The organism is Candidatus Polarisedimenticolia bacterium (assembly GCA_036001465.1).
In the GTDB taxonomy this organism is placed as follows: Bacteria; Acidobacteriota; Polarisedimenticolia; order Gp22-AA2; family Gp22-AA2; genus Gp22-AA3.
The window spans coordinates 1-12,220 of the sequence record DASYUH010000067.1 but is presented as its reverse complement, the minus strand read 5'-3'; the positions used below and the strand labels follow the sequence as shown (position 1 = coordinate 12,220).

Annotated in this window: 11 protein-coding genes; 6 read left to right on the top strand and 5 right to left on the bottom strand. The window is 68.8% G+C overall.

The features are described 5' to 3' along the window. Positions 1-89: 89 nt before the first annotated feature. Entirely contained in the window at positions 90-713 is a 624-nt protein-coding gene (locus VGV60_13220) for a glutathione S-transferase family protein (protein ID HEV8702227.1), read from the bottom strand. 63 nt (positions 714-776) lie between these two features. Here VGV60_13220 and VGV60_13215 point away from each other — a divergent pair, with 63 nt between their 5' ends. The 5 genes from VGV60_13215 to VGV60_13195 all read left to right on the top strand — a co-directional run bounded on the left by VGV60_13215 (position 777) and on the right by VGV60_13195 (position 6,540). Beyond that, positions 777-1,067, top strand: coding sequence for a NifU family protein (locus VGV60_13215; protein HEV8702226.1), 291 nt, complete (start codon positions 777-779; stop codon positions 1,065-1,067). A 7-nt stretch (positions 1,068-1,074) separates the two neighbouring features. Beyond that, on the top strand, positions 1,075-2,469 hold the full coding sequence (locus VGV60_13210; protein HEV8702225.1) for a CUAEP/CCAEP-tail radical SAM protein: 1,395 nt from the start codon (positions 1,075-1,077) through the stop codon (positions 2,467-2,469). A 259-nt stretch (positions 2,470-2,728) separates the two neighbouring features. Next, complete coding sequence (locus VGV60_13205) at positions 2,729-3,241, top strand: hypothetical protein (protein ID HEV8702224.1); 513 nt, start codon at positions 2,729-2,731, stop codon at positions 3,239-3,241. Then, positions 3,228-4,403 (top strand): hypothetical protein, encoded by a 1,176-nt coding sequence (locus tag VGV60_13200; protein ID HEV8702223.1) that lies wholly within the window; start codon positions 3,228-3,230, stop codon positions 4,401-4,403. The genes VGV60_13205 and VGV60_13200 overlap by 14 nt, the downstream gene beginning before the upstream one ends. Continuing rightward, positions 4,372-6,540: an EAL domain-containing protein gene (locus VGV60_13195; GenBank protein ID HEV8702222.1), complete on the top strand. Its 2,169-nt coding sequence runs from the start codon at positions 4,372-4,374 to the stop codon at positions 6,538-6,540. The genes VGV60_13200 and VGV60_13195 overlap by 32 nt, the downstream gene beginning before the upstream one ends. Before the next feature lie 170 nt (positions 6,541-6,710). On the opposite strand, the gene leuD is transcribed toward VGV60_13195, so the two are convergent. The 4 genes from leuD to VGV60_13175 form a co-directional block, all read right to left on the bottom strand. Next, a complete protein-coding gene (gene leuD / locus VGV60_13190; protein ID HEV8702221.1) occupies positions 6,711-7,292 on the bottom strand; it encodes a 3-isopropylmalate dehydratase small subunit in 582 nt (193 codons plus the stop codon). After that, complete coding sequence (leuC, locus tag VGV60_13185) at positions 7,289-8,689, bottom strand: 3-isopropylmalate dehydratase large subunit (protein HEV8702220.1); 1,401 nt, start codon at positions 8,687-8,689, stop codon at positions 7,289-7,291. Before leuC ends, leuD begins: the two co-directional genes overlap by 4 nt. Positions 8,690-8,830: 141 nt before the next feature. Beyond that, positions 8,831-9,511, bottom strand: a complete 681-nt coding sequence (locus tag VGV60_13180; protein ID HEV8702219.1) for a response regulator transcription factor — start codon at positions 9,509-9,511, stop codon at positions 8,831-8,833. Beyond that, positions 9,496-11,196: a HAMP domain-containing sensor histidine kinase gene (locus tag VGV60_13175; protein ID HEV8702218.1), complete on the bottom strand. Its 1,701-nt coding sequence runs from the start codon at positions 11,194-11,196 to the stop codon at positions 9,496-9,498. Before VGV60_13175 ends, VGV60_13180 begins: the two co-directional genes overlap by 16 nt. Positions 11,197-11,531: 335 nt before the next feature. Here VGV60_13175 and VGV60_13170 point away from each other — a divergent pair, with 335 nt between their 5' ends. Next, positions 11,532-12,008, top strand: coding sequence for a PDZ domain-containing protein (locus tag VGV60_13170; GenBank protein HEV8702217.1), 477 nt, complete (start codon positions 11,532-11,534; stop codon positions 12,006-12,008). The last annotated feature ends 212 nt before the right edge of the window (positions 12,009-12,220 follow it).

The following is a 12,220-nucleotide window of genomic DNA, read 5'->3' as shown; positions in this document are numbered from 1 at the left end:
GTCCGGGGCACCGCCTCCGGGAGCGGCGGTCATTCTAAGGTAGATTGCCCCGCGACCGGGGGTTGATCCACGCAGCCGCTCCCGCGGGTTCAGGCGCGCGGGCGGCGATCCATCCGGGCGATCCAGTCGACGACGCGCGGGTGGTCCTTCCCCGGCTTCTGGTAGTCCACCAGGATCTTGTGGAACAGGTGCGGGTCGTTCGGGTCCTGAATGGTCGCGTACCTGACGAACGGGAAGGCGGCGACGTCGGCGGCCGAGAACTCTCCCAGCAGGTAATCGCGCCCGGTGAGCATCTGCTCGAACAGGTCGAGGTAGCCCTGCATGGCCCGGCCGAGCCTCTCGACCCGCTTGAGGTCGCGCTGCCCCTCCGGCTTGGTCAGCTCGGCCTCCATGTCGTTGGGGGGCCGCTTCCAGACCCGGTTGAACCAGTCGATGAACACCATGCATTCGGCCCGGCGGGCGGGGTCCTTCGGGTACAGGGGCGGCGTGTCGGCGAACTTGTCCTCCAGGTAGCGGACGATCTCCATCGAATCGACGACGACCTTGCCGTCGTCCACCAGGACCGGCACCAGGTCCTGGCCGCTGACCTGGCGCACTTCCGTCCGGTCCCCGAACGGCATGACGACCGACTTCACCTTGAGCCCCTTGTGCGCCAGGGCGAGGGCGACCCTCTCGACGTTCGTGGACATCTCGACGCGGTAAAGTGTGAGCATGGCGGCTTCTCCTGTTGAAACGGCCCTATAATGGTCCCATCATACCGCCGACAGGAGCTGCATATGGACACCCTGGGTGAAGACGAAGTCAAGACGCGGATCCAGAAGATCCTGGACGAGATGATCAATCCGGCGGTCGCCTCCCACGGCGGATACGTCGAGCTCCTGGACGTCAAGGAGAACGTCGCCTACCTCAAGCTCGGGGGGGGCTGCCAGGGATGCGGCATGGTCAACGTGACCCTGAAGCAGGGGATCGAGGCCACGCTGAAGGAGGAGATCCCCCAGCTCGCCGGAGTCATCGACCAGACCGACCATGCGGGCGGCTCCAACCCCTACTACCAGCCGGCCAAGTAGATCGACCCTGCGCGCGCCGGGGGCGATCCTTCTGATCTCGACGTACGAGCTGGGGCGCCAACCGCTGTCCCTGGCGTCCCCCCTGGCCGCGCTCGAGGAGGCCGGGTTCTCCCCCGCCGCTCTCGACCTGGCGGTGGAGAGGCTCGATCCGCAGTCGGTCCGCCGTGCCCGGCTCGCCGCGGTGGCCGTCCCGATGCACACCGCGCTGCGGCTCGGAGTGAAGGCGGTCGAGCGGATTCGATCGATCAACCCCGCCTGCCGCATCGCCCTGTACGGCCTGTACGCCAGGCTCAATGCCGCATCCCTGCTCGCGCGCGGCGCCGATTTCATCATCGGGCCGGAATGCGAATACCCGCTCCTGCGGCTGGCGCACGATCTCGACCGCGGCGGGACGGGTCTGGACCTGGAGGGGGTGGGCACCCTGGAGGACATCGCCGGCCCGCCTGCCCCCGCCGTGCCGTGGCGGCGGATCCCCTTCGTGGTGCCGCGGCGCGCTTCCCTGCCGCCGCTCGACCGCTACGCCCGCCTCGAGCACGAGGGCGGGACGCGCCTCGCCGGCCAGACCGAGGCGAGCCGCGGCTGCCTGCATCTCTGCCGCCACTGCCCGATCCCGCCGGTCTACGGAGGCCGCTTCCTCGTGGTGCCGCGCGACGTGGTCCTGGCCGACATCCGCAACCAGGTCGCGGCCGGCGCCACGCACATCACCTTCGGCGACCCCGATTTCCTCAATGGGCCCGGTCACTCGCTCGCGATCCTCCGGTCGGCGCGGGCCGAGTTCCCCGGGCTGACCTTCGACTTCACCGCCAAGATCTCGCACCTCCTCAAGCACCGCGACCTGCTTCCGGAGATGGCGCGCCTCGGCTGCCTGTTCGTCGTCTCGGCGGTCGAGTCGATCGACGACCATGTCCTCGCCATCCTCGACAAGGGACACACGCGTGCCGACGTCGAGGCGGCGATCGGCCTGACGCGCGGCGCCGGCATCGCGCTCCGCCCGTCCCTCGTGCCGTTCAATCCCTGGACCGGCTTGCGCGAGTATCGCGACCTCCTGGCGTTCATCGAGCGGCACGACCTCATCGACCACCTCGATCCGGTGCAGCTCGTCATTCGTTTGCTCCTGCCCCCGGGATCGCTGCTCATCGGCCACCCCGCGATGCGGCCGCACCTGGGAGCGCTCGATCCCGGGAGGTTCACCTACGAGTGGTCCCACCCCGACCCGGGCATGGACCGCCTGCACCGGGAGCTGAGCCGCCTCGTCGAGGAGGCGGCGATCGACGGCGAGGACCCGCGCCTGACCTTTGACCGCATCGTCTCGCGCGCCGGGGATCGCCCTATCCAGGCCCGCTCGCCGATCGTCCACGACAAAGGGCGCCCCCCGCGCCTGACCGAGCCCTGGTTCTGCTGAGCGGAGCCCACCGAGGGTCAGTTGGACCCTTTCCGTCCCATCGAAGCCCGGTTCTAGCCCGGAAGCTCCTGCTCCCGCGGCGAGCCCGTTCGGCGCGGGTGACCAATTCGTAATCGCCTCGTCCTTGCTTGAATCATTCCGGTAATCACCTAGATTGGATCCCCGCGCGTGCCTCAGGAGTCAGGGGCCAGCGGCCAGGGCCATGGCCGGACGATTGACGCGTCCGGTTTCGACGATGCGCGCTTCGAGGCTTCGAACCGTGAGCGGAAGGCGATGGGTACCGCACCTTGTGCTGCCGCTTCTGATCGCAATCGCAGCCCTGTCCTGCGCGACACCGGCTGTGCAGCCGACGCTGATGCTCGAGCAACACTCTCTCCGGATTCCACTCACGATCGAAGCGGACGGCACGGTGCTCCTGGCGGAGCGGCCCCCCCTGATCGGCCGGATCGATCTTTCGCCCATCCTGCGGGCGGAGGGGATCGAACCCGGGACGCCGGCGAAATCGACGGTGCAGATCATGATGCACTACGGGCGTCTCTATGTCGTGGCCGACTCCTTCCGCGCCATCTGGGAGATCACGCCCCGCCCTGGAACGACCGCGGCCTCGTTCCGGTCGATTCCCGTGGTATCGGGGACCGGCCAGGAACCGATGAGAAACGTCCGGCTGTCGCGTTACGGAGCGTCGCAATCATCCTGCCTTCGCCTCGATTGGGCCGGGGGGAAGCCGGTCTTCATCACCCCGAGTGGAGACGCCCGGAATGATTGTCCGTAGGGCGGCGGGCCTCACCGTCGCGCTCGTGCTGGGCATCACCCTTGCGAACGCCGCGCCAAAGGTCGAGGCGGACCCTCACGAGCTGTACGACAGGGCGTGCGAATTCCTGGCGGACGGCGAACTCCGGGCGGCGGCCACGTCGCTCTCCCGGCTGAAGTCCCTCATTGCGGATCGGCCCGACTGGGATCCCGAGGGCGTCTTCGCCAAGGAGCTTTTGCCCCCGCTCTCCGACAGGCTGAGCCGGCTGCAGGGCGCGAGCCGCCGGCTCGACGAGTTCACCGTCCAGTCGCTCGAGGATCTGGAGCCGCCGGATATCAAGAAGGACATCTCGACGGTGCGCGACTACACGGAATGGGCCACGACCGTCATCGAGCGCCTGCGCGGCGAACGGGATCGCATCATCGCCTCCTCTCTGAGCAATCCGGAGGAGCGGGCCTTCCTGACTCACACGGAAAGCTACGTGAGGACCGAGCGGCTCCTCGAGGTCGAGGTGCTGAAGCGAATGGCCGATACCGCCGGCGACGATATCCTGGGGCTGCTCGGGGGAGACCCGGAGCTCGAATCGGTCCTGGTCCGCTTCCGGCAGCTCAAGCGGGAGCTCATGAAGATCGTGGCGGATCGGGACCAGCTCGAAGGCGAGGTGAAGGAATCGCACGAGCGAGGCGAGGCCGTCCTCCGCGTGCTGGCGGCCCTGGTGACCGACGACACCCCGCTCGAGTCCGGCCCGGGCGGCCGCAAATCCGCGAACGTGGCCACACTCTTCCCGCGCTTCCTGGACGGCAAGCTGACGGCGATGCGCGCGCGGGCTTCGCTGACGCCATCGGAGCTCGAGGCGTTCCGGGCGGATCTGGATCGCTACACCCGCTACAACCGGGTGCTGCACGAAGCCGGCATCGGGCCGGACCAGGGCCCGAGGATCGACGCGCTGGCGAAAGCGGTGCATGACCTCCCGGTGGATGCCGGCGACCTCAAGGCCTTTTCGGCAGTCGGCCCGGCGTGTCTGCTGCTCATCGGTGCCCTGACGCTGGCGACGGGGTTCGCGGCGTGGCTGGCGATTACGCGCGGCCGGCGGCTCGCGTCGCTCCACCGTTCCGCGTCCGTCCGCCTCCCGATCACCGCAGCCGAAACCCATGGGTCCGATGCCGACCGGCACGCCGTCTGACCGGGGGCCGTGGCGCAGGCTGGCACCCTCCCGTCTCACTCTGCATTCCCGCACTCTCGCCTACGGCGGCCTGGGCTTCGCTTTCGGACTGACCCTGACCCTGGTCGGCTACCTCGTCGACTACTACGCCCTCTACAAGACGCTGCCCGAGGCGATCGGCTTGGCCATGATCCAGGGGCTCCACCGGGTGACGCCGGTGCATTTCTTCACGGACCTTTTCGCCCCGATCCTGGCGGCCATGGGGGCCGCGGCGGGCCACCTCCATGATCGGCTCAGGTACCACTCCAACCATCTCGAAGAGATCGTCGCCTCGCGCACCGAGGCCCTCAGACGCAGCCAGGAGCGCTACGAGATCGCCGCCCGCGGGTCCAACGACGGGCTCTGGGACTGGGACCTCGTGACCGGCAGGATCTACTATTCCCCGCGCTGGAAGCGGGGGCTGGGCCACGATGAGGCGGCGGTGGACGACAGCCCGGCGGCGTGGCTCGATCGCGTCCACCCCGACGATCGCCCCGGGCTCGAGGCGCGCATCCAGAGCCACCTGGCCGGAGGCACGGAGCACCTCGTGGCGGAATACCGCGTCCGCCACGCCGACGGGTCCTATCGCTGGATGCTGTCGCGCGGCATCGCGGTCCGCGACGAGGCCACCGGGAAGCCCTATCGCTTCGCGGGATCCCAGACCGACGTGGACGAACGGAAGAAGATGGAGGAGCAGCTGATGCACCTGGCCCTCCACGACCCGCTGACCGATCTGCCGAACCGCACGCTGTTCTTCGACCGCCTGTCGCATTCCTTCAATCGGGCGCGCAAGCGCCGGAAGGACGAGAGCCTGGCGATCATCTTCGTGGACATCGACCGGTTCAAGAACATCAACGACAGCCTGGGCCATCTGGTCGGCGATCGCGTCCTCAAGGAGGTCGCGACCCGATTCCGGGCGTGCATCGAGCGCGTCATCGGCTCGCAGGGTGGAGAGGACGAAGACCGGGGGCCGCTCCCTCGCGCCGGCCGGGACTGGACGGTGGCCCGGATGGGGGGGGACGAGTTCACCGTGCTCCTGCAGGGCGTCGAGTCGCTCCGCGAGGCGACGGAGGCGGTGCGCGAGCTCGAGCAGGAATTCAGGAAGCCCGTCACGATCGAAGGGCGCGAGCTCTACGTGACGCTGAGCACCGGGATCGTGCTGGGTCCGGGAGAGTACGAGCGTCCCGAAGACCTGCTGCGGGACGCCGATACGGCCATGTACCGCGCCAAGGCCCACGGCCGCGCGCGCTGCGAGATCTTCGACGAGCGGATGCTGGCGCGGGCGCAGGAGCAGCTCCGGCTCGAGACGGATCTCCACCTGGCCGTGGAGCGCGAGGAGTTCCACGTCGTCTTCCAGCCGATCATGGAGCTCGCCACCGACCGGCTCACCGGTTTCGAGGCGCTGCTGCGGTGGCGGCACCCCGAGAGAGGGCTGATCCCACCGACCAAGTTCATCCCGCTCGCCGAAGAGACCGGGCTCATCGTGCCGCTGGGGAGCTGGATGTTCACCGAGGCCTGCCGGAGACTGCGGCACTGGCAGGACCTCGATCCCCGATTCCAGGGACTGACTCTGGCGACGAACCTGTCGCTACGGCAGATCTACAGCCCCGCCCTCGAAGAAGAGATCACCACGCTGGTGGAGGAGGCCGGCCTGGACCCCGCTCTCCTCCATTTCGAGATCACCGAGAACACCCTCATCGAGCATCCCCGGCAGGTGACCAAGATGCTCCTGCGCCTGAAGAGACGGGGCTTCAAGGTGGCGATCGACGATTTCGGGACGGGCTACTCGTCCCTGGCCGCCCTGCAGAGCCTCCCCGTCGATCTATTGAAGATCGACCAGGTCTTCGTCAGCCGGATGTGCGAGACGGGCAAGGCGCGCGAGATCGTGGCGACGATCGTCGGACTCGCCCGGGCGCTCGGCCACGAGGCCATCGCCGAAGGGATCGAAACCGCGGCGCAGATCAAGGAGCTCCGCCGGATGCGCTGCACCTTCGGCCAGGGGCACATCTATTCGCCCGCGCTCGAAGGGGACTCGGTCGAGACCGAGGTCCTGGCCCGCTACTACCCCGACCTCCCGAAGTCCGGCAGGCGCGAGGCCGGCCTGCGCCGGGCCCGCTGAATCCGTCCGCCTTCGGGTCGCCGGCAATCGAAAGTCCTCCGGACACCGCTTCTGTCCGCTTCCGGGATGGCGATTCCCACGAGCGGGCGCTTCCACGTCGGGATGGTCGGACCGTCCTGCCGGAAGTGCCGTGTCTGCATCAGTCACCGGACGGAGTGACGGGGACGGTTTCAGCTCCCCGCCGCGCCGCCCCGTTCGAAGGCCGCGATCGCCCCCTCCTGCTGCAGGAGGAAGCTCAGCTCGTCGAGGCCGTTGAGCAGGCAATAGCGCGGGAACGGCTCGATCGGGAAGGTCGCGCTCGTCCCGTCGGCCAGGGTGACGGTGCGGGCCTCCAGGTCGATGGTCACCGTTCCGCCGCCCGCCGCCTCGACCAGCTTCCGGTGGAACGCCGGCCCGACGGCGATCGGCAGCAGTCCGTTCTTCAGGCAGTTGTTCCGGAAGATCGACGCGAACGAGGTGCTGACCACAGCGCGGAAGCCGAAATCGGCGAGCGCCCAGGGGGCGTGCTCGCGCGACGACCCGCATCCGAAATTGTCCCCCGCCACGAGCACCCGCGCCGCCGCGGCGTCGGGGCGGTTCAGGACAAAATCCGGACGCGGCGAGCCGTCCCCGGCATAGCGCCAGTTGGCGAACAGGTGCCGGCCGAGGCCGGCCTTCCCGGTGACCTTCAGGAAACGAGCCGGGATGATGATGTCCGTGTCGATGTTGTCGATCGGCAGGACCAGGTAGGTCGACGTGATGGCGCGGATCATCCCATCATTTCCCGCGCGTCGGCGATCCTGCCGGCGACGGCGCTGGCCGCGGCGGTGAGCGGGCTCGCGAGGAAGGTCCGCCCGCCTTGTCCCTGCCGGCCCTCGAAGTTGCGGTTGCTGGTGCTGACGGCGTACTGCCCCGGCAGGATCTGATCGCCGTTCATCGCGATGCACATCGAGCAGCCGGCCTCGCGCCACTCCCCCCCCGCTTCGCGAAACACGCGGTCGAGGCCCTCCGCCTCCGCCTGCCGCTTGACCAGTTGCGAGCCCGGCACGACGAGCAGGCGCACGGTGGCGGCGATCTTCCGGCCGCGCAGGAGCGCCGCGGCCTGGCGCAGGTCGCTCAGCCGGGCGTTGGTGCAGGAGCCGATGAACACGACGTCGATCGGATGTCCCAGCAGGCGCTGCCCGGGGCGGAGCCCCATGTAGTGCAGCGCCCGCTCGATCGACGCCTCGCCGTCGGACGGCGGCACCTCGCCGCGGATCGGCGCCGCCATCCCCGGGTTGGTGCCGTAGGTGATCATCGGCTCGAGCCGCGACGCATCGATCGTGACCTCGCGATCGTGCGCCGCCCCGTCGTCCGTCGGCAGGCGCCGCCAGGCCGCGAGCGCCCGCTCCCACGCCTCGCCCTGGGGCGCATGCGGGCGTCCCGCGAGGTACTCGAAGGTCGTGTCATCCGGGGCGATCATCCCGGCTCGCGCCCCCGCTTCGATCGACATGTTGCACACCGTCATCCGCTCGTCCATCGACAGCGCCCGGATCGCCGGCCCCCCGTACTCGATCACGTGCCCCGTCCCTCCGCCGACGCCGATCCGGGCGATGATCCCCAGGATGAGGTCCTTGGCCGTCACCCCGGGATGGAGCCGCCCCCCGACCCGGATCGCGAGGGTCGACGGCCGGGTCTGCAACAGGCACTGCGTCATCAGGACGTGCGCGACTTCGGTCGTGCCGATCCCGAACGCCAGCGCCCCGAACGCGCCATGCGTCGACGTGTGGCTGTCGCCGCAGACGATCGTCATCCCCGGCTGCGTCAGCCCCAGCTCCGGCCCGATGACGTGCACGATCCCCTGCCGATCGCTCCCCAGGGCGTGCAGCGTGATGCCGAAGTCCCGGCAGTTCGTCTCGAGCTGGTCTATCTGGGCCGCCGCGTCCCGGTCGGTCACCGGGATCCGCCCGTCCGCGCCGCGCGGGGTCGTCGGCGTCGAGTGGTCCATCGTCGCCACCGTCCGCTCCGGCCGCCGGACCCTTCGCCCGCTCTCGCGCAGCATCGCGAAGGCCTGCGGCGAGGTCACCTCGTGGACGAGGTGCAGGTCGATGTAGAGGACGGCGGGGGTGTCGACCGTTTCGGGGCGCACCAGGTGGGCGTCCCAGACCTTGTCGAACAGGGTGCGGGGCATGCGATCGGGGCTCCGGAAAAGCCGATTTTAGCGCGATTCGGGGCGGCGAGGCGCCCCGCCCGGGGAGTATGGCATGACGAGGGTTCTGATGCCTGAACAGGGGGCCCGCCAACCGGAAACGGGACCGGCGGGGCGGGCACGTCACCCGTTGAACTTGTAGCCCTGCCCGTGTACCGTGACGAGGTAGCGCGGCTGCGACGCGCGGTCCTCGATCTTCTTGCGCAGCTTGGCGACGTGCATGTCGACGGTGCGGGTCAGGGGGGCGGAGTCGTAATCCCACACGGCGTCCAGGAGCTGGTCACGGGACACGACCTCCCCCCGGTGCTCGATGAAGTATTGCAGGAGCCTGATCTCGCGGGCCGACAGGTCGAGAAGCTTGCCGTTGCGTCGCACTTCGCCGCGCTTGAAGTCGGCCTTGACCCGTCCGAATTCGAACGACTCGACCTGGGTGGTCCTCCCCGCGGCGCGGCGCAGCACCGCCTCGACGCGCGCCATCAGCTCGAGGAACCCGAACGGCTTGGTGACGTAGTCGTCGGCGCCCAGCTTCAGCCCCAGGACCTTGTCGATCTCCTGCCCGCGCGCCGTCAGCATGATGATCGGGACGGTGTTCCCTTCCTTGCGGATCTCGCGGCAGACGTCGAGCCCGCTCATCTTGGGCAGCATGACGTCCAGGATGATCAGGTCCGGTGCGACCTCGGAGGCCATCCGCAGCCCGGCCGCCCCGTCGCGCGCCAGCGACACCGTGTACGCCTCGTACTCGAAGCCGTCCTTGAGCGCGGCCACCATCGAGTCGTCGTCCTCGACGATCAGGACCCTGGGCATGCGGCCTCCCGGCCTCCAGGAAGATTCCGGATCGGCAGCCGGATGAAGAACGTGGTCCCCGTCCCGGGCTCGCTCTCGACCGACACGCGGCCGCCGTGCACCTCGACGATGTGCCGTACGATCGACAGCCCCAGGCCGCTTCCCTTCACCTCGTGCACGAGGGCGGTCCCGACCCGGTGGAAGCGATCGAAGATCTTCTCCTGCTCGCCGCGTGCGATGCCGATCCCGTGGTCCTTGACCGACAGCGCGAGGAACCCGTCCTCCCGGGCGAGGCGGACCTCGATCTGCCTGGAGTCGCCGGAATACTTCACGGCGTTGTCGAGCAGGTTGTGCAGCGCCTGACCGATCGCCTCGGCGTCGATCGACACGTGCGGCAGCGGCGGCCCGTCCATCCCCTCCAGCGTGATCCTGAAGCCGTTGTGCCGCAGGTGGGCATCGAAGGTCTTCACCGTCGCGGCGACGACTTCCCGAAGGTCGGCGGGGACGAACCGGTAGTCCTTCCGCCCCGACTCGATGCGCGAGAAATCCAGGATGTTGTCGATCAGGCGCGACAGCCGCCGGCTCTCGGCCTCGATGTACTCGCCGTATTCCTGGATCTTCTCCGGGGTCTGCACCCGGCCGAGCCGCAGGAGCTCGGCGAAAACGCGGATCGATGCCAGGGGCGTCCGCAGCTCGTGCGACACGTTCGAGACGAAGTCGGATTTCATCTCCGACAGCCGCACCGCCCGGTCGGCCGCCCGGAGCGCCAGGACGATCCCTCCCATCAGGACGGCGGCCAGAACGGCCGACAGGGCGACGTTGTACACGAAGTTGGCCCGGGCCCACTGCTCCGGCGACGTGCCCGGACCGCGCAGGCTCATCGTCCAGTCGGTGAACACGAACGGGAAGCGGGCCGTCGCCGTCTTGCCGTCCCCCGCCGGCGCGCCGTCCGGCGAGGCCTCACCGGCCCTCACCGAAGGGCCGCCCATCGCAGGATGGCCGCCTGTCCCCGCGTTCGACGTCGTCAGGACGACCTCCCCCGCGGCGTTGCGCACCGTCACGGCGAGGCCGCTGCCATGGCTGCCCGGGAAGAACGCCGGCAGCGCCTTCGACACGACGGCCGGCAGGAGTCGTTCCCGGAAGTAGGTCTCGTCCAGGATCATCCCGGCCACGCCGACCACGCGCGACTCGTCGTCCGTGATCGGATTCAGGATGAGCCGGAATTCCGGCGTCCGCTCGTCCACCTTCAGCGCCTGCGCCCCGGCGCCGGTGCGACGATAACTCTGGATCTGGAGGGGCGCGCAGGCCACGATGATCGCCAGCGCCTCGTCGGAGGCGGGCAGCGGGTCGAGCCCGCCGTGGTCGGGATCGTAGACGTAGAAGTTGCCGAACCGGTCCCGCGTGTAGTCGACCAGGAACAGCCGGCCGACCCCTTCCACCGGCTTCTTCTTCCAGAAATAGGCCGCCTCCTCCAGGCGACGCTCGGTGAACAGTGACGCGGGGAGGTTCAGGGCTCGCTCGGCCGTGGAACGATAGAAGTACTGGACCTCCGTGCCGATCGCCTCGAGGTAGTTGCTGTGCGCCGCCTTCTGGGCGAGGGCCGACACCTGCTTCAGGCGCGCCAGCCACATGTATTGCAGGGCCAGCAGGACGATGAGCGGCGCCAGCACGGCGAGAAAGCCGGCCCACAGGGAATGTCGCTTCACGAATGCCGCCAACCTGCCCACCGCCGCGTCCTCGCCGATTCCTCACTATACCGCGGGCCGCCCGGCGCCAGGCGGCTGCGGGGCATCGTTTACATCTGTTGACATCTTAGACAATCTTTTACTGACCGCTTGGCGACATTTACACGCCCTCCCCGTACACTCAGGCACGGTTCGATCAGGAATCGTGAAGTACGGACTGGCCCGGCGCCGATGGAGCAGGTTTCCCAAATGAGCGTTTCCCCAATCCGAACCCCACCCCACACAGCAGTCGGCAACCATCGGCCGCCGGACGGTCCGGGTCACGCACCCCCCCTTTTCCCGTGGAGGACCGAAACATGCGACGTCATCTGCTGCTGGTGATCCTCGTGATCGCAGTCGTAGCCGTCCTGCCGGCGTTCGCCGGCGGCGATCACAGCAAGTGCAAGTACGGCACGCAGGAGTGCCTCGACCACATGGCCAACAAGATGAAGAACAGCGGCTGGGTGGGCGTGGAGCTCGACACCGACGTGCCCGAGGGGTACGCGGTCACCAAGATCTTCCCGGGCAGCCCGGCCGAGGCGGCGGGCATCCAGGCCGGCGACATCCTCGTGGCCTTGAACGGCGTGGCCATCACCCACGACAACGAGGAGGCCCTGATGAAGGTCCGCAAGGACTGGAAGCCGGGCCAGAACGTCACCTACACCATCAAGCGGGACGGCAGCGCGCGCGAGGTCTCGTTGACCCTCGCGACCTGGCCCGCCGACGCCCTGGCGAAGGTGATCGGCCAGCACATGCTCGAGCACGCCGGCAACGGCGAGGTGGCGTCGAAGTAATCCGGAAAACCTTTCAGGTACCCCGGCAGGGGGTGGGGCCGGCGGATCGTCCGCCGGCCCTTTTTCTTTGCGAAAATGCCCGACGACCGTGGAGGCGCCTGATCGGGGATGAGGCGCTGGATCGGGCCTGAGTCCGTGGGCGGACAGTTCGAGGGCCTGGTCGAGGCGGAGGCTTCGGCGGACTCGCCGATCGGGCGGCCCGTTGGCTCGCT